A 22368-nucleotide genomic window follows, 5' to 3' on the forward strand; every position below is an offset into this window, starting at 1 on the left:
TTGTTCAGGACACATCCGTCGGATAGCCTCAAACTCTGTGTGATTTTCGTTGACGGCTCAACAACTGGAGCAGACAGTCAACGTGGTCACACGCCGAGCCAGGAGGCGACATGAGCAGACCACGGAACCGTCAGCTCCGACCGGTCCCCGACGAGGAACCGCGGATGATGTTCCGGACGATTCACGGCTACCGACGCGCATTTCGGATAGCCGGCGAGGGTCCGGCGGTACTGCTCCTGCACGGAATCGGCGACAACTCGTCGACGTGGACCGAGATCATTCCCCACCTCGCCAAGAAGTACACGGTCATCGCACCTGACCTGTTGGGTCACGGCCGTTCCGACAAGCCACGCGCGGATTACTCGGTAGCCGCGTACGCCAACGGCATGCGGGATCTTCTGTCGACGCTCGGCATCGAGCACGTCACCGTCATCGGGCACTCGCTCGGCGGCGGCGTAGCGATGCAGTTCTCCTACCAATTCCCACACATGGTGGATCGCCTCGTGCTGGTCTCGGCCGGTGGCGTCACCAAGGACGTCCATCCGCTGCTGCGCCTCATGTCCGTTCCGGTGGTCAACGAGGTGGTAAAGCTGCTCCGGATACCTGGTGCGATGCCGCTCGTCCGGATGGCCGGGAACCTTGCCGGCGTAGTTCACGGTTCAAATCTGCGTCCCGGCACCATGTTGCATGACACACCGGACCTGATTCGCGTGCTCGCTGATCTCCCCGACCCCACGGCCTACGAGGCCTACCTTCGTACGCTGCGGGCCGTCGTGGACTGGCGCGGACAGGTGGTCACGATGCTCGACCGCTGTTATCTGACCGAGAATCTGCCGGTTCAACTGATCTGGGGCGACGACGACTCCGTCATTCCCGTCTCCCACGCTCATCTCGCGCACGCGGCGATGCCGAACTCACGCCTCGAAGTCTTCCGCGGCTCGGGCCACTTCCCGTTCCGCGACGATCCGATGCGTTTCCTGCAGATCGTCGAAGATTTTCTTTCCAGCACCGCACCACTCGTCTTCGACGAGGCTCGCTGGCGCCACATGCTGATCTCCGGGGTCGGCGAGAACACCATCACCGGAACGTCGTCCACCCGCATGGCTGTGCTCGACGCCATGGGCTCGGACGAGCGAAGCGCAACCTGATCCACGGTTGCGGCTAGCCTGTACGAGTGCTGCTGACGGAACTTCTCCCCGACAACGCGGATCCTGATTCCGTTTTCGACGCCTTCTCTTCGTGGACCATCGAACGAGGTTTGACGCTCTACCCGGCCCAAGAAGAGGCCGTCATGGAGTTGGTCTCGGGTGCAAACGTGATCCTTGCGACGCCGACCGGGTCAGGCAAGTCGATGGTGGCGATCGGCGCGCATTTCTATGCGATGTCGCTCGGCAAGCGCACCTATTACACAGCGCCGATCAAGGCGCTCGTGAGCGAGAAGTTCTTTGCACTGTGTGAGGTCTTCGGTGCCGAGAACGTCGGCATGATGACCGGCGACGCCGCCGTGAACTCGTCGGCGCCGATCATTTGTGCGACGGCCGAAATCGTCGCGAATCTTGCACTGCGCGAGGGCCCGAACTCCGATATCGGCCAGGTCGTGATGGACGAGTTCCACTTCTACTCCGAACCCGATCGAGGTTGGGCGTGGCAGGTTCCGCTCATCGAGTTGCCGCACGCCCAGTTCCTGTTGATGTCGGCAACTCTCGGTGAAGTCGACTTCTTCTCCGAAGATCTGACGCGGCGTACCGGGAAACCCACCACCGTCGTCTCCGGCACAGAACGCCCCGTGCCTTTGATGTTCTCGTACGCGACCACGCCGGTCGGCGAAACCATCGAAGATCTGGTGACCACCAACCAGTCCCCCGTCTACATCGTGCATTTCACGCAGGCCGCCGCCCTCGAACGCGCCCAGGCACTGACGAGCGTCAATTTCTGTTCCAAAGAAGAGAAGGAAGCGATCGCCGAGGCGCTGGGTGGTTTCCGCTTCACCACCGGGTTCGGAAAAACACTCTCCCGCCTGGTTCGGCACGGCATCGGCGTTCACCATGCGGGCATGCTGCCCAAGTACCGACGGCTCATCGAAGTTCTCGCACAGGACGGGCTTCTCAAGGTGATTTGCGGTACCGACACCCTCGGCGTCGGCATCAACGTCCCGATCCGCACGGTGCTGCTCACGGGTCTGGCCAAGTACGACGGTGTCCGTACTCGACATCTGAAAGCCCGCGAGTTCCATCAGATCGCCGGTCGCGCGGGTCGTGCAGGCTACGACACGATGGGCACCGTCGTCGTACAGGCACCGGAACACGAAGTAGAGAATCTGCGGGCAGTCGCCAAGGCCGGCGACGATCCGAAGAAGATCAAGAAGATTCAACGCAAGAAGGCTCCCGAGGGGTTTGTGTCCTGGAGCGAAGCGACGTTCGATCGCTTGGTCGCGGCCTCGCCCGAGCCGTTGGTGTCGCGATTCTCGGTCAGCAACTCGATGCTGCTCAATGTCATTGCCCGCCCGGGTAACTGCTTCGACGCGATGCGGCACCTGTTGGAGGACAACCACGAATCGCGTCCGGCGCAGCGCAAGCACATCCTCAAAGCGATCTCGCTGTATCGCGGATTGCTCAGCGCCGGCATCGTGGAACGCCTCGACGAACCCGACGAGTACGGCCGCATGGCTCGGTTGACGATGGACCTGCAACGCGACTTCGCCTTGAACCAGCCACTCTCACCGTTCGCCTTGGCGGCATTCGAACTTCTCGACGTCGAATCCGACAGTTACGCACTCGATGTCGTCTCGATCATCGAGTCGACGCTCGACGATCCGCGTCAGGTTCTGATGGCGCAGCAGCACTTCGCTCGTGGCGAAGCGGTTGCGCAGATGAAGGCCGACGGCATCGAGTACGAGGAGCGCATGGAACTCCTCGAAGAGGTTACGTGGCCGAAACCGTTGTCGGACTTGCTGTTCCCGGCTTTCGAAATGTACCGGGGTGGCCACCCGTGGATCACCGAGTTCGCCCTCTCCCCCAAGTCCGTGGTGCGCGACATGATCGAACGCGCCATGACGTTTGCCGAGTTGATCAGCCATTACGGACTCACCCGGTCCGAGGGCCTCGTCCTGCGCTACCTCGCCGACGCCTACCGCGCGCTGCGACAAACCGTCCCGACGGAAGCGCGCACCGAGGAACTCGAAGACATCATCGAGTGGTTGGGCGAGCTGATCCGTCAGGTCGACTCGAGCCTGCTCGACGAATGGGAGTCACTCACCGACCCCGGAGCCGAGGCAGATACGGAAGAGGTTGCGTTCGGCGCCGACATTCCCCGTCCCATCTCGGCGAACCCGCGCGCATTCCGCGTCATGGTGCGCAATGCGATGTTCCGACGCATCGACCTCGCGTCGCGTCGGCAGTGGAATGAGCTGGAAAACCTCGAGGACGGTATCGACGCCGCCGAGTGGGAGGAGCAACTACTCCCGTACTTCGAGGAGTACGCAACAATCGGAACCGGGCCATCGGCGCGCGGGCCGGCGCTCTTCCAGGTCACCGAAGAGGGTGAGCTCTGGCGGGTGCGGCAGGTGCTCGAGGATCCGGAGGGCGATCACGGATGGGCACTGCTTGCCGTCGTCGACATCCCGGAATCGGATGCCGCGGGTGAAATCGTGTTCGACGAGCTGAGCGTCGTAGAAGGCTAGCGCCTGTGCGCCTTTCTGGTAGTCGGCGCTACCAAAAAGGCGCACAGGGGGCGTCAGCCCCTTCGAGCCTTCCGCGGCTGGTTGCGGCGAGCAGCGCGCTTTTCCTTGATGCGAACGTTCTCGGCCCGCACGTCGGCCTGAACAGCGCGTTCCTTTTCGAGCCATTCGGGCTTCTCTTCGAGGAGTGCGGCGATCTGATCCGTGGTGAGTGCTTCTTCGACGCCGCCGCGGGCCAGGCCGGCGATCGACACGCCCAGCTTGGCTGCGATGACCGGGCGAGGATGCGGTCCGGTGCGTCGCAGCTCCAGCAGCCACTCCGGCGGATCGGTCTGCAGAGCGGTCAGCTCGTCACGAGTCACGTCGCCTTCCTGGAACTGCGCAGGTGTTGCTTCCAGGTACACACCCAGCTTCTTGGCAGCCGTCGTCGGCTTCATCGTCTGGGGAGTTTTGTTCGACGTCATGCAACAAGAGTAACCAGCCGATACGGGTGCTTTTACCAAGGCGGTAGCCTTGCCTGGTGACAGACGCGGATAGTCAGGCAATTTTTCGACTCGCGTACGCCCCGGGGGTGACGCCCACCAAGTGGGTCCGGGTGTGGCACGAGCGGCTCCCCGAGGTGCGTCTGGAACTTGTTCAGTTCCCGGTTCTCGAACTCGAAGCTGCACTTCGCGCCGGTGAAGCAGATGCAGGTTTGGTTCGACTGCCGATCGACCGGACCGGCATCAGCGCCATCTCGCTGTACGCGGAAACCCCGGTGGTGGTGGTACCGAAGGATCACGTGTTCACTACTGTCGATCAGATTTCCGTCGACGATCTGGCCGACGAGATAGTGCTCGATCCTCTCGACGACAGACTCGACTGGCCGACCCGTCCCGGAAAGACCGCCGCCGAGCGACCCGCGACCATCGCCGACGCCATCGAGTTGGTGGCCGCCGGCGTCGGAGTTGTCGTGGTTCCCCATTCGCTGGCGCGGTTCCACCATCGCAAGGACCTGACCTTCCGTCCGGTGGACGGTGCGCCCGAGGCACCTGTGGCTTTGGCATGGATGGAGTCCAAGACCACAGATCTGGTCGAGGAACTTATCGGCATCGTGCGGGGCCGAACGGCGCAGAGTTCCCGCGGCCGAAACGGTGAGCCGGCGGAGAAGATCAAGGGCTCCGTCAAGGCCAAGATCGCGGCCCGCGAGCGTCGCGCAGAAGCTGCCAAGAACGGGCAGAAAGCTAAGGGCGCCGGCACCGCGAAGAACATATCCGGACGCAACGCCGGTTCCGGTAAGGCCAAGGCGGGCGGCAAATCAGGCAGCGGCAAGTCCGGTGGGACCAAGAGTTCGGGTGGCCGGTTCTCCGGAAAGCAGAAGGGCCGCTAGGGCTTCAACTGGCAACTCGGAGGATCGCTGCCGGACAATGCTGAACTGATCAGGCGCGACAGACTCGGGCTGTGGTCTCGCGAATTGGCGCATCGTCGAACTCCGTCGAGCATGATGAGAGTATGACTCCCGCGAGTTCTTCAGCCCTCGACGAATTGGTAGCGGCACTCCCCGAGGGAGCCGTCCTGCTGGATCCGGACGTGACCGCGGGCTACCGCCAGGACTGGGCTGCCGATCCGGCCGCCGGCCACCCCGCTGCCGTGGTTCGCGCTACGTGCACCGAAGACATCCAAACCGTGATGCGATGGGCAACCGCCAATCGCGTACCGGTGGTTCCCAGAGGTGCCGGCTCGGGCCTGTCCGGTGGATCCAGCGCCGTCGACGGTTGCATCGTGGTCAGCACCGAGCGAATGCGACAGATCACGATCGACCCGGTCGCCCGGGTGGCGGTTACTCAGCCCGGCTTGATGAATGCGGAGGTCAAGAAAGCCGCCGCAGAGCACGGACTCTGGTACCCACCTGACCCGTCGTCCTTCGAGATCTGTTCCATCGGCGGCAATGCAGCCACCAACGCCGGCGGACTCTGCTGCGTCAAGTACGGAGTTACCACCGACTACGTTCTCGGACTCCGGGTCGTGCTGGCGGACGGTACAGCTGTCAGCCTCGGAGGTCCCCTTCTCAAGGACGTCGCCGGACTCTCACTCACCAAACTGTTCGTGGGCAGCGAGGGCACTCTCGGCATCATCACGGAAATCACGTTGCGTTTGATTCCCGCGCAGCCGCCCGCATCAACCGTCGTCGCGTCGTTCGACTCGGTACAAGAAGCTGCCGACGCGGTCTTGGCGATCACCAGCAACATGCGTCCGGCGATGCTCGAGTTCATGGATCACGCCAGTATCAATGCTGTCGAGGATTCGGTACGCATGGGTCTGAACCGCAAGGCTCACGCACTACTGCTCGCGCAGTCCGACGCACCCGGCGCGGCAGGCGTGCTGGAAATCGAGACGATTGTTCAGGCGTGCGAAAACAACGGAGCCACCGAAGTATTCGCCACCGATGACCAGGCCGAAGGTGACGCTTTTGCGGCGGCACGGCGAGCGGTGTTCCCGGCCGTGCTCGCGATGGGAAGTCTGCTTCTCGAAGACGTGGGCGTTCCCATGCGCGCACTCCCCCAGCTGGTAACCGGGGTCGAAGCCATCGCAGACGACCTCGACGTCCTGATCTGCACGGTGGCGCACGCCGGAGACGGAAACACCCACCCGCTCATCGTCTTCGACCCCGCAGACCCGGACATGTCCGAACGCGCACAGATCGCATTCGGACGGGTGATGGATCTCGCCATCGCGCTCGGCGGCACGATCACCGGCGAACACGGGGTCGGTCGACTCAAGCGCGACTGGCTGCCGTCACAGTTGGGTGACGACGTCATGGTCCTCAATCGCAAGGTCAAGGATGCGCTCGACCCGCTGGGAATTCTCAATCCCGGAGCCGTCATTGCCGTGAAAGAAGGCTCTCTCGACTAGCTTTCACGTCGACGTCGAACGAGTCACGTCATCGAGGAACCGTCGGGCTGACCGAACGGACCAGCTCGGCCAGCTGACGGAATCCTTCTGCTCGGCCACTCGACGAGCGGAACACGACGCCGATCGTGCGACCTGGAGCCGGCGAAGCGAAATGCGCCGTCGACAAGTCCCCGCGTCGAACCTCCACGGCAACAGCCGATTCCGGGACCAAAGTCACCCCGAGTCCCCCGGCCACACATTGCACGACTGTCGCGAGAGAGGTAGCCCGCGTGTCGCCGGCAAGCGGATGGGCGTCTACCGAACGGCACAGATCCAACGTCTGGTCACGCAGGCAGTGGCCGTCGTCGAGCAAGAGCAACGGCAGCGCGTCGAGCACGTCCGCCGTGAGATCGACACGTCCGGCCAAGGAATGATCGTTCGGCACGACCATCACAAAATCCTCTTCGTACACAGGAACTTCCACCAGGCCAGGTGTTCCGGCAGGAAGCGCCAACACCGCGACGTCGAGCGCTCCCGATCGCAGGGCATCAAGCAAGCGCGCCGTTTGATCCTCGACTATTTGCGGCGCCAACGACGGCAGCTTCTCGCGCAGCTCCGGCAACAACCCCGGAAGAATGTAGGGCGCAACGGTCGGGATCAACCCGATGCGTAGCGGTCCGGTCAGAGAGTCGCCGGAGCCGGCCGCGCTCGCGACGAAACCGTCGGCAGCCTCGAGGATTTGCTTGGCCTGACCGAGCAAGCGCTGTCCGTCCGCGGTCACGAGCACGCGCCGCGTACTACGTTCGATCAGTTTGACCCCTAGTCCCGCCTCGAGAGCTGCCAGCGCCTGCGACAGTGTGGGTTGGCTCACACCGGAACGCGCTGCGGCAGTACCGAAGTGCCGGTACTCGGCCACAGACACAAAGGCACGCAGCTGTGACAAGGAAGGTTGATAAGTCTGATCAGACATGCCTATCAGTGTAGTGCCACCCATCACCTTTACCTTTTGAACGGTTTGATGCAGAATGGACTCATACCAAAAAGCGCCGGTCACAACCTCGACACTCCAGTCGAAACCGTCCGACCCGCTGACGGTGACAAACCCTCTCGATCCAGCACGTTCGGCCGTCACAGTCCGAACAGCCGGATCGTGTGCGCAAGAAATTCCTGTTCACGAGACACGTAGGAGAATGAGACACATGGCTCTGCTCACAATCGGCGACCAGTTCCCCGCTTACAACCTCACGGCTGTCATCGGCGGCGACCTGTCCAAGGTCGATGCCCAGCAGCCCGATGACTACTTCACCACCGTCACCAGTGACGACTACGCAGGCAAGTGGCGCATCGTCTTCTTCTGGCCCAAGGACTTCACCTTCGTGTGCCCCACCGAGATTGCTGCATTCGGCAAGCTCAACGAAGAGTTCGCAGACCGTGATGCTCAGGTTCTCGGCGCTTCCGTCGACAACGAGTTCGTGCACTTCCAGTGGCGTGCACAGCACGAAGAGCTCAAGACCCTCCCCTTCCCGATGCTCTCGGACCTCAAGCGCGAGCTTGCCGAGGCCACCGGCGTCCTCAACGCCGACGGCGTTGCAGACCGCGCGACGTTCATCGTCGACCCCAACAACGAGATCCAGTTCGTCTCCGTCACAGCCGGTTCCGTCGGCCGTAACGTCGATGAGGTTCTCCGCGTCCTCGACGCTCTCCAGAGCGACGAGCTGTGCGCATGCAACTGGAAGAAGGGCGACCCGACCATCAACGCCGGCGAGCTCCTGACTGCGAGCGTCTGAGTATGAGCGTCGAGAACCTCAAGAACTCGCTTCCGGAGTACGCGAAGGACCTCAAGCTCAACCTGAGTTCCATTGCGCGCACGACGGTCCTGAACGAGCAGCAGTTGTGGGGAACGCTCCTCGCAACGGCCGCAGCCACCAAGTCTGCGTCCACGCTCAAGGAGATTGCTTCCGAGGCTGCCGACAACCTGTCGGCAGAGGCATACAACGCCGCTCTCGGCGCAGCGTCGATCATGGGCATGAACAACGTCTTCTACCGCACCAAGGGCTACCTCGACGGTAAGTACGACGACCTTCGTGCCGGCCTGCGGATGAACATCATCGGCAACCCGGGCGTCGACAAGGCCGACTTCGAATTGTGGTCGCTTGCAGTGTCCGCGATCAACGGCTGCAACCACTGCCTCGAAGCTCACGAGAACACCCTCCGCCAGGAAGGTGTCGACCGCGAGGTCATCTTCGAAGCGATCCGCGCCGGTTCCATCGTCGCGGGTGTCGCACAGGCTGTCGAAGCCAACGAGATCCTCTCTGCCGCACAGGTCTGATCACTCGGACCTGAGTGCAGTTCGACGAGCCCTCCCCACCGTGAAGGTGGGGAGGGCTTTTCGCGCGCTAGGGTGGACCGATGGGTATCGAGGTGAGTGTGGTCCGGGTCTTCACGGACGAGAACGGCAAGCACGGGAATCCGTTGGGAATCGTCGACGCGTCCACGGTTGCAGAATCGGATCGACAAGCCGTCGCGAAGGAACTCGACTACAGCGAGACCATCTTCATCGACGTTCCGGATGACGGCGCCTCGCGTGCGCGGGTCCAGATCTTCACTCCGGCAGCAGAACTCCCCTTCGCCGGACACCCGACCGTCGGTGCCACGTGGTGGCTGGGCGAACAGGGCCGTCGCGTGAGCGCCCTCGACGTTCCTGCCGGCAGTGTCGACGTCCGCCAATCCGGCGCTTTGACGTGGGTACGCGCGCGTGCCGAATGGGCACCGGAATTCGCGATCTATCCGATGGACACGGTGGACGACGTCATCGACGCAGATCCGTCCGACTACGAGGCGGATCATTCGTATCTGTGGGCGTGGCAGGACAAGCTCGAAGCTGCCATCCGCGCACGCATGTTCGCACCGGTGATGGGAATCGCCGAGGACGAGGCAACCGGATCTGCAGCGCTGCGCATCACGGACCGATTGAGGAAATCACTGCTCATCACCCAGGGACGCGGATCGGTCCTTCACACGACCTTCTCTCCGGAAGGTTGGCTCGAAGTCGGCGGCCGCGTCGTCGCCGAGCCGTCACGAACCTTGTGAGTACCCGGCGGGATTGCGTCCGGCCTCGAGGTCACGTGCACTCAGTGATACCGAGATCTCGTCACCGAGCGCAACTCCCGGAGCGAGGGGCAACTGATCTCCACTCCAGAACTTGCCCGGGTCGAACCAGTTGACACGACGATTACCGACGAGCAGACCCATCGCTTCATAGGTCTTGGCAACCACTTCGGCGCAGTAGGCGCTCTCGACGGCTACTGCCGATACGTCGGACTTCTTGCGCAGCTTCGGGATTCGGCCGCCGAACCAGCGCGAAGCAAGCTTCGCCGTCGACGGGAAAGGCGTACCGTCCAGCCGCGCGATCGTCTCGAGCAGAGCGTCTTCCTGCTCCCGGGTGATCTCGTGGTCGAGCTGGCGCAACCATCCACGCTGCCCGTACTTGGCGCCCCAAACCTGAACGGCCGATCGCAGATCGTGCAGTTGGACACCACGCTGGAAGCGTCCGGTCCACATGTCCTGCAGCGAGTGACCGAGTTCCGCATGCCACATCAGCGGCGGAAGGTCGTCGATCACGACCGACATTCCGACGTGGTTGACCGGGCTGTTGGTCAGCGTCTGGATGGCCCGGTCCGCCGTCGACTCTCCGCGGAAGATCCAGATGTCGCCCGTGCGGGTCGCCGCGGCGGCCTCGTCGAGACTCACCTGCGAAAGCAATCGTCGGTCCATGCCTCTAGCGTAGAGGGATGAAACTCACGACTCCTCTGCGCGCCTCGCACGTTTGGAAACTGGTCGGCCTCGCCGGTGCAATGGGCGTTGCCGCCACCGGGGTTCTCGTTGCGCGCGGCGAACGCCAGCGTCGGGCCTACTCTCCGGACGAAATTCGCTCGGTGCTACACGAGCGCTACACCCAGGCGTACGCCAAGCAGTCGGAACAAGAGGTTCTGGAACTCGAACCTGCGCCCAACGCAGTGCGGCGCCGAATCGAGAAACTCTTTCGGCGCCGCAACTGAACTCATCCGAGGGCTGCGAGGATCCCCGCGGCCATCTCGGCGACCTGATCGTCGGTCATCACAAACGTCGGCGAAATCTGCATCGCACCCTGACCCGCAGCGCGACCCGAAATACCGTGCTCGCGAAGCGTCTTCACGAACGGCAACGCCTCCGCCGGATCAGCCAACTGCACCGCAGCGACCGCACCGAGCCCACTACGAACCTCCGCCACCCGCGGATGCTCGGCCAACGGCTGCAGATGCGTATGCAACGACGCCTCCAGACGCTTCGACTCCGCGAGCAGATTCTCACGCTCGAGAATGTCGAGGTTCGCCATCGCCGCCGCAGCAGCACCGGCATGCCCGCCGTAGGTGTACCCATGACGCCACCACGAACCGGCATAGAACGGCTCCGCCACCCGCGGCGCGATGAACACCGCACCCATCGGCACGTAACCCGACGTCAAACCCTTTGCCGTGGTCATCATGTCGGGCTGCAAATCGAAACGGGTGGACGCGAACCACTCACCACCGATCCGGCCGAAACCGGTCACGACCTCGTCGACGACAAAGAGGATGTCGTGCTCACGGCAGATGTCACGCACCTCGGCCAGATACCCCTCCGGCGGAAGATACACCCCACCCGCACCGATGATCGGCTCCGCGAAGAACGCAGCGATCTTGTTCGCACCGACCCGCTCGATCAACTCGAGCAGACTCTTCGCATCATCCCAGCCGACCGTGGCCGCATCCGCCATCAGCTCGCCGTACCCCTCACGGTTCACCGGAATACCAGCGAGAGCTGTTCCCGCAACATGCATTCCGTGGTACGCCTTCTGACGACCGACGATGATCGCCTTCTCCGGCTGCCCCACCTCGTGCCAGTACCGACGAGCAAGCTTCGCCGCAGTGTCCACCGAATCCGAACCACCCGAAGTGAAGAAGATCTTGCTCCCGGCAACCGGCGCGATCGTCGCCAACCGCTCCGCCAACACCTGCGTGGTCTCGGGAACAAAATCACCGAAATTCGAAAAATGAGCGATCTTCGACAACTGAGCCGCCACCGCATCCGCGATCTCCGTGCGCCCGTGCCCGACATTGGTGAACCACAGGCCCGCTGTCGCATCCAGATACCGAGTGCCCTCGCGGTCCCAGATGTACGCGCCCTCACCGCGAGAGACGACAAACGCGCCGTTTTTCTCCACAGCGCCCATGTCCGCGAACCCGTGCCACAATGCCGAAGCCATCATTGTCCCCTTCGAATACAAACGATGCTGGTGTGCAAACGATGTGCTGCGACTATATCGACACCAGGAATCCGCGCACGACGGCGCTCGCCCGGCACCGGCATTTCCGGGCGCACCCGTAATCTGTCGACCATGACTTTTGCCGACAATCTCGCCGCACTGCCCACCATCGATCATCTGGCCGCCATCGAGGTACTCGACGCCGACGGAACCGTCGTCGACACCGTGGAGAACAAGCCCGGAAAGTCCGGCTCGGTCAAGGTGTACAACCATCTCGCTCAAGTCTACGGCGCGCTGACACCCGAAGCCGCCTCGGCAGGATTGACGATCTTCGCCGAGCACACCGAGGACGCGCGGGCGAACCCCGGTAAGCATCCGAACGTGGACCGACTCGATCAGGTGCTCGCCTCCGGCAATCCCCTAGGACTTCGCAGCGTTCCGTCCGCGTAGCCCGGCGCCCAACCGTCCGACGGCATTGACTGCCAACGCCATCAGGGCCATCGCGATGCCCAGTACGACGAATCCGATGAACAGGGCCAGATAGCCCTGGTGGCGCGGATCCATGAACGGGTAGGGATACCAGTCGACGATCGAACCTCGGATCAACGTGTACACGCCGTACACGACCGGGAACAGCAACCACTGCAGTGAACGTGCTTCGGAGATCCTGTGCCTCGAGGCGAAGAACACCCAGTCGAGCAGCATGACCAACGGAAGAATCCGATGCAGTGCCGAGTTGATCCAGGCATCGTTCAAATTGACGTCGATATCTGCCAGGAGGACGGCATAGATGATGCCGGTGATCACCATGTACAGCGTCACCGCCCCGCGGATCGACTGCCACGCCTGCGATTGTGGATCTCGAATTGCACCGATCAGCAACACGATCACCGCAAGAATGTTGCTCTCGATGGTGAAGTAGCTCAGATAGTTCGACAGAGACAGCTCAGCCGCGTCACGGATCGGGATCCACAGCAAAGCGGCAAGTCCGAACACAGCAAACAACAGTCTCAGGGCTCGCACGGCGATCGGCGTCGACAAGACAGGCACCGATGACTCATTTGCGGTATTTGTCGTCACCGGTCGATATTTGCACATCAGCACGATCTGCGAGCGGTAGTTGTGAACGCGTTCGATAGGCTGTCATCAGCATGTCTACAACACCACCGGCCCCGCTCTCCCCCAAGCGGAGTGACCTGAAGAGCGCGCTGGCGCAGGTCTCACTCCGCGACGAGAGTCGACTCCGTCGCAAACTCGACCGTGCCCGCACACCAGACGCTTTGGTGGCGCTGGCCGAGGAAATCGAAACGGCGCGCACGCGGTTGGCCGCACGCTCCGCCAATGTTCCCGCAGTCTCGTATCCGGAAGCTCTGCCCGTCAGTCAGCGCAAGGACGACATCGCGACCGCGATCTCGGAAAATCAGGTTGTCATCGTCGCCGGCGAGACCGGCTCGGGTAAGACAACCCAGATCCCGAAGATCTGTCTCGAACTCGGACGTGGCGTCCGCGGTCTGATCGGACACACACAGCCGCGCCGGTTGGCAGCACGCACCGTTGCCGAACGTATCGCCGAAGAACTCGACACCGAACTCGGCGACGCCGTCGGATACACCGTGCGCTTCACCGACCAGGTCTCGGACCGCACCTACGTCAAGCTCATGACCGACGGCATTCTCCTGGCCGAAATTCAGCGCGACCGTATGCTCCGACGCTACGACACGCTGATCATCGACGAAGCGCACGAACGCAGCCTCAACATCGACTTCATCCTCGGTTACCTGGCTCAGCTGCTCCCCCGCCGACCCGATCTCAAGGTCATCATCACGTCGGCGACCATCGATCCCGAGCGCTTCGCCAAGCACTTCGCTGTCGACGGTAAGCCCGCGCCGATCGTCGAGGTATCCGGGCGAACATTCCCTGTCGAAATGCGTTACCGGCCACTGACCGTCGAATCCGGCGACATCACCTTCGACCGCGATCCCGTCGACGCGGTCTGCGAGGCGGTCGACGAGCTGAGCGCGGAGGGCGAAGGCGACATCTTGGTCTTCCTCTCCGGCGAACGCGAAATTCGCGACACCGCAGATGCTTTACGCGATCGGCGTCTTCGCAACACCGAAATCGTCCCGCTGTACGCGCGGCTGTCTGCCGCCGAGCAACACAAAGTGTTCTCGCCGCACACCGGCCGACGCGTCGTCCTTGCCACCAACGTGGCCGAGACCTCGCTGACCGTTCCCGGCATTCGGTACGTCGTCGATCCGGGAACCGCGCGCATTTCGCGATATTCGGTGCGCACCAAGGTTCAGCGGTTGCCGATCGAGCCCATTTCGCAGGCGTCAGCTCGTCAGCGTTCCGGGCGTTGCGGCCGCGTCGCCGAAGGAATCTGCATCCGCCTGTATTCCGAGGAGGACTTCGAGTCACGGCCGGCATTCACCGAACCGGAGATCCTGCGAACCAACCTCGCATCCGTGATCTTGCAGATGACGGCCCTCGGCCTGGGCGACATCGCGGCATTCCCCTTCGTCGAACCGCCGGACCAGCGCGCCGTGAAGGACGGAATCGGACTCCTCGAGGAACTCGGCGCCATCGCGCGAGGTTCCGAGGCCAGCCACCCCGAACTGACGCCGGTCGGCCGCGAGCTGGCCCAGATTCCGGTGGATCCGCGGATGGCACGGATGCTGGTGGAAGCCAAGAACAACGGTTGCCTTCACGAAACCCTTGTCATCGTCGCGGCGTTGTCGATCCAGGACGTTCGCGAGCGGCCCGCCGAGTTCCAGCAAGCCGCCGACGAAAAGCACGCCCGCTTCAACGTCGAGAACTCCGACTTCCTGGCCTACCTGAAACTGTGGGACTACTTACGCGAACAACGTAACGATCTGTCCTCCAACCAGTTTCGCAAGATGTGCCGGAACGAGTTCCTGCACTGGCTCCGCATCCGCGAATGGCAGGATCTGCACGGGCAACTCCGGCAGATCACCCGCGGTCTCGGCTGGACAGTGGGAGAGACACCGGCAAGCGAGAACGCGATCCATCAGTCGCTCCTTGCCGGATTGCTCTCGCATATCGGGCTACGCGAGGGTGAGAAGCGGGACTACCTCGGCGCCAGGGGCAGCCACTTCGCGATCTTCCCCGGATCGGGACTGTTCAAGAAGCCACCACGCTGGGTCATGGCCGCCGAACTCGTGGAAACGTCGAGGCTGTGGGCGCGCATGTCCGCGCGTATCGAACCCGAGTGGGCTGAAAAGCTCGCCCCGCACCTGGTGAAACGGACCTATTCCGAACCGCACTGGTCCTCCAAGCGCGGCTCGGCGATGGCATACGAGCGGGTCACTCTCTACGGAGTTCCTCTGGTAACCGGCCGCGCAGTGACGTACTCACGAATCGATCCCGAGGCCTCTCGCGATCTCTTCATCCGCCATGCGCTCGTGCAGGGCGAATGGCAGACGAACCACAAGTTCTTCCACGAAAACCGTGCACTCCTCGACAACGTCGAAGAACTCGAGAACCGCGCGCGCCGACGCGACATCCTCGTCGACGACGAAACTCTCTACGAGTTCTACGACGAACGTATCGGCCAGGAAGCCGTATCCGCCAAGCATTTCGACCAGTGGTGGAAGACCGAGCGGCGCAAGAATCCGAGTCTGCTGACTTTCACACCGGAAACGGTGGTCAACTCCGACGCAGCTGCAGTACTGGGCGGCGAGTACCCGGACGCCTGGCGCCAAGGCGACATGCAGTTTCCACTCACTTACCAATTCGAGCCGGGAAAAGACGACGACGGCGTCAGCGCGCACATCCCGGTCGGCCTGCTCGCGCAACTTCAGCCGGTCGGCTTCGACTGGTTGGTCCCCGGTATGCGCGTCGATCTCGTTACCGCTCTGATCAAGACGTTGCCCAAGAACATTCGACGCGCTGTCGTTCCGGCTCCGGATTATGCCGCCGCAGCATTGGCAGCAGTCAAACCTCGATCCGAGCCGTTGATGACCGCAATGGCCCGCGAACTCTCGCACTTGGGCGGGATCCAGATCGACGCCAAGGACTTCGATCCCGCCGCGCTGCCCGACCATCTTCGGATGACATTTGTCGTCGAGGACGAATCGGGCAAGGTTCTCGCGAAGGGTAAGGATCTGGCGCAGCTACGACGCACGCTCGCCCCGCGCGTGCAGAAGGAAGTGGCCAAGGCGGCAACCGGAACCGAACGGGCAGCGGCAACCGTCTGGACATCCGAAACGCTGGGCGCATTGGAACAGACCATCACTCGCTCCATCGGCGGACAGCAGGTGACCGGCTACCCAGCTCTGGTGCCGGAGAACGGCGGAGTTGCCGTTCGTGTCCTGAGTACGCCGGCCGCGCAGGCGCAGGCGATGAGGGAAGGTACGCGGGCGCTTCTCCTCGCGGCCGTTCCCACCCAACTCAAGGCAGTGACCGCCGGCTTGTCGAACACGCAGCGTCTGGCTCTCGGCCAGAATCCGGACGGCGGCTTGGAGGCCCTCGTCGAAGATTGCCGGGTGGCAGCTGCCAACGAAGTGATCGCGGCTCACGGTGGACCGGTACGCACGCCTGAAGCGTTCGATGCCCTGGTGAAGATCGCACGCTCCGAACTGGCCGGACGCGTTTCCGCGATCCTGCGCATGATTGTTCCGATCCTCGAACAAGCACACCGACTGAGCGTCGTGCTGGACCGCTCGCGCGGCGAGGCAGCCGACGACGTCCGAGAACAGTTGACCTCACTGCTGTTTCCGGGATTTGTCGCCGAACTGGGATCGGCCCGCCTACGCGATTTACCGCGGTATCTTGCCGCAGCAAAATTCCGTCTCGAAGCTCTGCCCGCAAGTGCACAACGAGATCAGCAGGCGATGGATGTCCTCGACCGGGTGTACGCAGCGTACGACCGGTTGTTGAGTTCGCTTCCCGAAGAGCGTCGCACTGCTCGAGATGTCGACGCGATCAGTTGGATGATCGAGGAACTGCGCGTGAGCCTGTTTGCGCAGTCCCTCGGTACACCCACACCGATTTCCGAAAAGCGAGTCCTGAAAGCTATCGAAGCGATCAAGCGTTGATGTTCGGCGGGAATTGCGCGATCAGTAGATTGTCTGAATGTTGACGTTGGTGAGGAAACCGCCAAAGGTGGCAACAGTGTTGGCGAACCCGAGGGTTACCAGGCTGTTCACGACTCCGAGAACTGCAACTAAGTTCATAACGCCTCCGTGAAGATCCGAGATGCGGACGAACGTACCTGGTAGACACTAAGCGAATAACGTGCCCGATTTGTTCGATTGTTCGCTTTGTGTTCTCAGCGTTACCTAAGACCGCTCTGTGCTCTCAGCGTTATCTGAGGCGAAGGCCTCAGTCGACGGAAACGGTCTCGGCGCCGGGAGCCTTCTCGGCGGCACGGGTCTCTGCATGCTCGCGCATGTCGGTGATCTCACGTTCGAAATCCGCAGCCGAGCTGAAGGACTTGTACACCGATGCGAATCGCAGGTAGGCGACTTCGTCGAGATTTCGAAGCGGATCGAGGATCGCGAGCCCTACCTCGTTACTGGGAATTTCGGCAGAACCCGAAGCTCGAACGGCATCTTCAACCTGTTGGGCGAGCAAATTCAGCGAATCGTTGTCCACTTGGCGGCCCTGGCATGCGCGACGCACACCTTTGACAACCTTTTCTCGGCTGAAAGGCTCCGTGACGCCGCTGCGCTTCACGACCGAGAGAACTGCCGTCTCGACCGTGGTGAATCGGCGGCCACACTCGGGGCACGAACGGCGCCGCCTGATCGCCTGGCCCTCGTCGGCCTCGCGCGAATCGACCACTCGGGAATCAGGGTGCCGGCAGAACGGGCAATGCATCGGGGTTCCTTCGTTGTCGCCGAAATGGCCGCAACTCAGATTCGCTACCGACTGCAAATCCTCCGACGATTTACAGAGCAGATCCACGTACTCAACGCGACCACCCGAGGTGGTGGGACTGTCAAGTGGACAGCTTACTCGCTGTGAACGGACTGCTCTCACGCTCGGTACGCCCCCGCCTGGTACGGGGTAGGTCAGCGCCCCGAGGCCGGCACGATCAGCGTTTGTCCCACTGACAGTCCGGAACTCGACATCGCATTGAGATCCATGATCTGCTCGATCACCGAACCGACCGCCTGGCCAGGTGCAACCTTGGCAGCAATATCACTGAGGGATTCACCCGCGGCAACGCGAACCACTTCGGTCGCGCCGTTTGTCGCAGCTACGTCACCACTCGACAAAGCGCCGATCCCCACCAACGCCAACACTGCGAATGCGGTGAATACGGCGCCCAGGAAAACCGTCTTCCAACTGACATCCTCGGCGGCCACTTCATGTTCGACCCGTGACACACCGACCCTGTTTCGGTGCGCGAAACTTCCTCCGTACGGGCGTGACGAATCGTGCTCGCTGTCCCACCGGCGAGGAGATTCGCGCAATGAACGCGAACCTGAAACCGCGCCCACCGCCGGAACCCGGCGAACGACGGCCGCCTGCGGTTCGTTGTCGACATCCCTGGCCACGCCATGCATTTCGGCCGCTCCGCGCCGTTCGAAGGACACAGCGTCTGCATCGGGCCCATAGAACGAGGGGTGGTACTTCAGTGCCGACGTACCGTCGAAACCAAACGCGTCGAAACCAATCGCGTCGTCGAAAACCCTGTTGCTTTTCAGTGCTGCGTTACCCATCGTGACCTCCGCTGGTCGACACCGATCGATGTGTTCGATCATGCGTTCGATGGAACGCATGTTCGAATTTCTACCACGCCTGGCCGACAATGTCTCTACTTGGAGCGACACGAATCGAACAGATGTTTGAAACCGCGAGCAAATCCGGCTAGATTCGTGTCAGACCACACAGCGGGAATTGCGAAAGCCTCCGTGTTTGTCGACAGCTCGAATGTTGGCAGGAGGCACCGACAGGTTTCTGCGCGACTTGCACCAGGCACTTTTGCAGGCAGTTTTCAGACACGACTTGTTCAGACACGACTTCTTCAGACACGACTTCTTCAGACACGGAGGCAACAGGCCATGAAGGACGATCGCTCCAGCACAGCCGCGGAGGCAGGAGCTTCTGCAGTTCCGTCTCCGTCGAGCGAGACGCTCACCGAGCGTCAGCGGCGCGTTCTCGAAGTGATCCGCGATTCGGTGACGGAGCGCGGGTATCCGCCGAGCATTCGCGAAATCGGGGATGCGGTGGGGCTTACCTCCACGTCGTCGGTCGCGCATCAACTGCGAACGTTGGAGCGCAAGGGCTTCCTTCGACGCGATCCCAATCGCCCTCGTGCAGTCGATGTTCGGGGTCTCGACGAGGTTGCGGCCGATACCGCCATCGCGTCGGTGTCGAAGCATTCCGGCGAGTACAACAGTGCCGACCCGCTGCCAGAGCCGGCGTTCGTCCCCATCCTGGGCCGCATCGCTGCCGGCGGACCGATCCTCGCCGAGGAAGCTGTGGAGGATGTGTTTCCACTCCCCCGCGAGCTCGTCGGCCAAGGTTCGCTCTTCATGCTCAAGGTTGTCGGTGAGTCGATGATCGATGCAGCGATCTGCGATGGCGACTGGGTTGTCGTCCGTCAGCAGAACGTCGCCGAGAACGGTGACATCGTGGCCGCAATGATCGACGGCGAAGCCACCGTGAAGACGTTCAAGCGTACGAAGAAGGAGGTGTGGCTGATGCCGCACAACGACCTCTTCGAGCCGATTCCCGGCAACAACGCCGTCATCTTGGGCAAGGTTGTCACGGTCATGCGGAAGATCTGAGTTCGCTCGCACCCTCGATCACAAAACTCTGGGCCCCGGCATCAGCCGGGGCCCAGAGTCTTTTCGTGACGATCAGCGGTCCATCACCCGAATCAGAGATTCAGCGAACGTCCGATGATCTCCTTCATGATTTCGGTTGTGCCCCCGTAGATGGTCTGCACACGAGAGTCCATGTACGCCTTGGCAACCGGGTATTCCTTCATGTAGCCGTAGCCTCCGTGCAGCTGGAGGCAGCGGTCGATGAGCTTGACCTGAGCTTCGGTGGTCCACCACTTCGCCATCGCAGCTTCCTGCACGGTCAGCTTCTCGGCATTGAGCTGCTCGATGAACTTGTCCACCAGGATGCGCACTGCCGTGGTCTCCGTTGCCAATTCGGCCAGTACGAATCGGGTGTTCTGGAAGCTGCCGATCGACTTGCCGAATGCCTTGCGGTCACGGCAGTACTGGATCGTGCTCTCGAGAACCGATTCCATTGCGGCGGCAGCAACGACGGCGATCGAGAGTCGTTCCTGGGGAAGGTTCTTCATCAAGTAGAAGAAGCCCATTCCCTCTTCGCCCAGCAGGTTGGCAGCGGGAACGCGTACGTCGGTGAAGCTGAGTTCGGCGGTGTCCTGAGCCTTCATGCCGATCTTGTCGAGATTGCGTCCCCGCTCGAAGCCGGGCATGTCCCGCTCGACCACGAGGAGGCTGAAGCCCTGAGCACCCTTGTCCGGGTCGGTGCACGCGACAACGATGATGATGTCGGCGTTGATTCCGTTGGTGATGAAGGTCTTCGAACCGTTGAGTACCCAGTGGTCCCCGTCGCGAACTGCTTTCGTCTTGATGCCCTGCAGGTCGCTACCGGTACCCGGTTCGGTCATCGCGATCGCCGAGATCAGCTCACCCGACGCGAATCCGGGTAGCCAACGCTGCTTCTGCTCCTGGTTGGTCAACTCCAGGAGGTACGGCGCCACCACGTCGTTGTGCAGCGTGAAGCCGATACCACTGAAGCCACCCTTGGTGGTTTCCTCGGTGATGATCGCGTTGTAGCGGAAATCCTTGACACCGCCGCCGCCGAATTCCTCAGGTACCGCGGTTCCCAGGAATCCCTGCTTTCCGGCCTCGACCCAGACGTCACGATCGACGATGTTCTGCTCTTCCCACTTCTCGTGGTTCGGTGCCACGTGCTGTGCCAAGAACTTCTGGTACGACTCCCGGAAGAGTTCATGTTCCGGTTCGAACAGGGTGCGCTCCACGCCGACTCCTTGCAATTCGATATACGGCACTTCAGTGATGTACCCGGTGGGGACGATGTACCCGGTCGGGATATTTTCGCTGAGACTGGGCACGCCGAAGTTCGCGGGCCCACGTCACTGCCTCCGACGGTAGAACCTGTTGCGATACCCGTCGATGACCCGAACGATCACGATTCGTGACTGTAGCGGTTATCTGTTACTCGAAGTACGGAATTTGGCGAGGTATCGCATGATCGGGTAGGCGACGAGGATGCCGATCGACCCCCAAGCGATGCCGCCCAGCTCGACCGAACCAATGGTCAGCGTCAGGTTCCCGATGCCGGCAACCAGTGCGGCAGCGGCGACGGTCAGGTTGACCGGATCGGTGAAGTCCACCTTCGCTTCCATCCAGATGCGCACACCGAGAATGCCGATGAGTCCGTAGAGAACCATCGTCGCACCGCCGATGACGCCGTTCGGAACCGTGAAGACCAGTGCACCGAATTTGGGCGAAAATGCCAGGATCACGGCGGTGGCGGCCGCTACCCAGTACGCCGCGGTCGAGTACACACGCGTCGCTGCCATGACACCGATGTTCTCGGCATACGTGGTGGTTCCGGATCCGCCGCCGGCGCCCGCCAAGGTCGTGGCGAGACCGTCTGCAAACAGCGCATTTCCGGCCAGGTCATCGAGGGACTTACCCGTCATGGCGGACACCGCTTTGACATGTCCGACGTTCTCGGCGACCAGAACGATCACCACGGGCAGCGCGAGCACGATCACCGACCAGTCGAACGACGGTCCGTGCAGACTCGGCAGCCCGAACCAGTCGGCTTCGCGCAGAGCGGACACTCGTTCACTGTCGAGACCACCGATGACCGCGGCGAAGACCCAGCCGATCACGACGCCGACCAGAATGCCCAACCGGCCGAGCAGCCCGGGACCGACGACCGTGACCAGCAGGATCGAAACGAGCGTGACCGTGGCGATCAGCGGCTGCGATTCGAAGGAACCGACCGCCGTCGGAGCGAGGTTGAGACCGATCAGCGCGACGACGGCGCCTGTCACTACCGGCGGCATGACGGCGTCGATGACCCGGCTGCCGATCAGACGTACGGCGACGCCGATCAACATCAACACGATGCCGACGGCCATGACGGCACCGAGCTGCGCGGCCGGGCCCGATCCTGCCGACGCTGTCAGCGGGGCGATGAACGCGAAGGACGAACCGAGATAGCTCGGGATCCGGCCCCGGGTGATGAGCAGGAACAGCGCGGTGCCGATACCCGAGAACAACAGCGTCGTCGTGACGGGGAAGCCGGTGATGGTCGGAACGAGCAGTGTCGCTCCGAACATCGCGATGACGTGTTGCATCCCGATTCCGATGGTGCGCGGCCAACTCAGTCGTTCGTCCGGCGCCACGACGGCTCCGTCGGCGATCCGCTTGCCGTCTCCGTGGACAGTCCAGCCGATTCCGCCGGCCCCGGTCATTGTTTCTCGTTCGATCACAGGTCGAAATACTAGAGGTCAGGCGCTCGGTCTCCGACCGAGACCAACGAAACC

At 62.3% G+C, this 22368-nt stretch carries 20 protein-coding genes; 11 read left to right on the forward strand and 9 right to left on the reverse strand.

All coding sequences use genetic code 11. The annotated features are described in order from the left end of the window. Positions 1-110 precede the first annotated feature (110 nt). Together M1L53_RS08905 and M1L53_RS08910 are read left to right on the forward strand one after the other, a co-directional pair. Entirely contained in the window at positions 111-1148 is a 1038-nt protein-coding gene (locus M1L53_RS08905; RefSeq protein WP_007732813.1) for an alpha/beta fold hydrolase, read from the forward strand. Between the two features lie 26 nt (positions 1149-1174). Beyond that, a complete protein-coding gene (locus M1L53_RS08910; RefSeq protein ID WP_054188518.1) occupies positions 1175-3679 on the forward strand; it encodes an RNA helicase in 2505 nt (834 codons plus the stop codon). A gap of 53 nt (positions 3680-3732) precedes the next feature. Here M1L53_RS08910 and M1L53_RS08915 read toward each other — a convergent pair whose 3' ends face one another. Beyond that, complete coding sequence (locus M1L53_RS08915) at positions 3733-4140, reverse strand: DUF5997 family protein (RefSeq protein ID WP_037129978.1); 408 nt, start codon at positions 4138-4140, stop codon at positions 3733-3735. A 56-nt stretch (positions 4141-4196) separates the two neighbouring features. Here M1L53_RS08915 and M1L53_RS08920 point away from each other — a divergent pair, with 56 nt between their 5' ends. Then, a complete protein-coding gene (locus M1L53_RS08920; protein WP_003942255.1) occupies positions 4197-5045 on the forward strand; it encodes a LysR substrate-binding domain-containing protein in 849 nt (282 codons plus the stop codon). A gap of 122 nt (positions 5046-5167) precedes the next feature. Next, complete coding sequence (locus tag M1L53_RS08925) at positions 5168-6568, forward strand: FAD-binding oxidoreductase (RefSeq protein ID WP_054188519.1); 1401 nt, start codon at positions 5168-5170, stop codon at positions 6566-6568. A gap of 28 nt (positions 6569-6596) precedes the next feature. Here the strand turns inward: M1L53_RS08925 and M1L53_RS08930 are convergent, their stop codons facing one another. Further along, on the reverse strand, positions 6597-7517 hold the full coding sequence (locus M1L53_RS08930; RefSeq protein ID WP_020907545.1) for a hydrogen peroxide-inducible genes activator: 921 nt from the start codon (positions 7515-7517) through the stop codon (positions 6597-6599). 229 nt (positions 7518-7746) lie between these two features. On the opposite strand from M1L53_RS08930, the gene M1L53_RS08935 reads away from it, so the two are divergent. The 3 genes from M1L53_RS08935 (at position 7747) to M1L53_RS08945 (ending at position 9637) form a co-directional block, all read left to right on the forward strand. Continuing rightward, positions 7747-8334, forward strand: coding sequence for a peroxiredoxin (locus M1L53_RS08935; RefSeq protein WP_003942119.1), 588 nt, complete (start codon positions 7747-7749; stop codon positions 8332-8334). Between the two features lie 2 nt (positions 8335-8336). After that, on the forward strand, positions 8337-8876 hold the full coding sequence (locus tag M1L53_RS08940; RefSeq protein ID WP_003942122.1) for a carboxymuconolactone decarboxylase family protein: 540 nt from the start codon (positions 8337-8339) through the stop codon (positions 8874-8876). Positions 8877-8956: 80 nt separating this feature from the next. Continuing rightward, on the forward strand, positions 8957-9637 hold the full coding sequence (locus M1L53_RS08945) for a PhzF family phenazine biosynthesis protein (RefSeq protein ID WP_003942237.1): 681 nt from the start codon (positions 8957-8959) through the stop codon (positions 9635-9637). Here the strand turns inward: M1L53_RS08945 and M1L53_RS08950 are convergent. Then, on the reverse strand, positions 9623-10321 hold the full coding sequence (locus tag M1L53_RS08950; RefSeq protein WP_030536898.1) for a hypothetical protein: 699 nt from the start codon (positions 10319-10321) through the stop codon (positions 9623-9625). The genes M1L53_RS08945 and M1L53_RS08950 overlap by 15 nt on opposite strands. A 17-nt stretch (positions 10322-10338) precedes the next feature. Between M1L53_RS08950 and M1L53_RS08955 the strand changes: the two genes are divergently transcribed. After that, on the forward strand, positions 10339-10605 hold the full coding sequence (locus M1L53_RS08955; protein WP_054188520.1) for a hypothetical protein: 267 nt from the start codon (positions 10339-10341) through the stop codon (positions 10603-10605). Positions 10606-10607: 2 nt separating this feature from the next. Here M1L53_RS08955 and M1L53_RS08960 read toward each other — a convergent pair whose 3' ends face one another. After that, positions 10608-11831, reverse strand: a complete 1224-nt coding sequence (locus M1L53_RS08960) for an aspartate aminotransferase family protein (RefSeq protein ID WP_047269349.1) — start codon at positions 11829-11831, stop codon at positions 10608-10610. A gap of 132 nt (positions 11832-11963) precedes the next feature. On the opposite strand from M1L53_RS08960, the gene M1L53_RS08965 reads away from it, so the two are divergent. Then, positions 11964-12281 carry a DUF2322 family protein gene (locus tag M1L53_RS08965; protein WP_054188522.1) on the forward strand — a complete coding sequence of 106 codons (318 nt, stop codon included), beginning with the start codon at positions 11964-11966 and terminating at the stop codon, positions 12279-12281. Here the strand turns inward: M1L53_RS08965 and M1L53_RS08970 are convergent. Then, positions 12252-12881 (reverse strand): Pr6Pr family membrane protein, encoded by a 630-nt coding sequence (locus M1L53_RS08970; RefSeq protein WP_054188523.1) that lies wholly within the window; start codon positions 12879-12881, stop codon positions 12252-12254. The genes M1L53_RS08965 and M1L53_RS08970 overlap by 30 nt on opposite strands. 101 nt (positions 12882-12982) lie before the next feature. Between M1L53_RS08970 and hrpA the strand changes: the two genes are divergently transcribed. Next, on the forward strand, positions 12983-16888 hold the full coding sequence (gene hrpA / locus M1L53_RS08975) for an ATP-dependent RNA helicase HrpA (protein WP_054188524.1): 3906 nt from the start codon (positions 12983-12985) through the stop codon (positions 16886-16888). A 286-nt stretch (positions 16889-17174) separates the two neighbouring features. Here hrpA and nrdR read toward each other — a convergent pair whose 3' ends face one another. Then, positions 17175-17672 carry a transcriptional regulator NrdR gene (gene nrdR / locus M1L53_RS08980; RefSeq protein ID WP_030535543.1) on the reverse strand — a complete coding sequence of 166 codons (498 nt, stop codon included), beginning with the start codon at positions 17670-17672 and terminating at the stop codon, positions 17175-17177. Between the two features lie 194 nt (positions 17673-17866). Then, complete coding sequence (locus M1L53_RS08985; RefSeq protein ID WP_030535544.1) at positions 17867-18580, reverse strand: LysM peptidoglycan-binding domain-containing protein; 714 nt, start codon at positions 18578-18580, stop codon at positions 17867-17869. A gap of 282 nt (positions 18581-18862) precedes the next feature. Here M1L53_RS08985 and lexA point away from each other — a divergent pair, with 282 nt between their 5' ends. Continuing rightward, complete coding sequence (gene lexA / locus M1L53_RS08990; RefSeq protein WP_007735195.1) at positions 18863-19591, forward strand: transcriptional repressor LexA; 729 nt, start codon at positions 18863-18865, stop codon at positions 19589-19591. 92 nt (positions 19592-19683) lie between these two features. Here lexA and M1L53_RS08995 read toward each other — a convergent pair whose 3' ends face one another. Together M1L53_RS08995 and M1L53_RS09000 are read right to left on the reverse strand one after the other, a co-directional pair. Continuing rightward, positions 19684-20826 carry an acyl-CoA dehydrogenase family protein gene (locus M1L53_RS08995; protein WP_054188585.1) on the reverse strand — a complete coding sequence of 381 codons (1143 nt, stop codon included), beginning with the start codon at positions 20824-20826 and terminating at the stop codon, positions 19684-19686. 189 nt (positions 20827-21015) lie between these two features. After that, entirely contained in the window at positions 21016-22296 is a 1281-nt protein-coding gene (locus tag M1L53_RS09000; RefSeq protein ID WP_020907537.1) for a uracil-xanthine permease family protein, read from the reverse strand. Between the last annotated feature and the right edge of the window lie 72 nt (positions 22297-22368).

It is taken from the genome of Rhodococcus sp. T9N (genome assembly GCF_024436645.1).
Taxonomy (GTDB): domain Bacteria; phylum Actinomycetota; class Actinomycetes; order Mycobacteriales; family Mycobacteriaceae; genus Rhodococcus_F; species Rhodococcus_F qingshengii.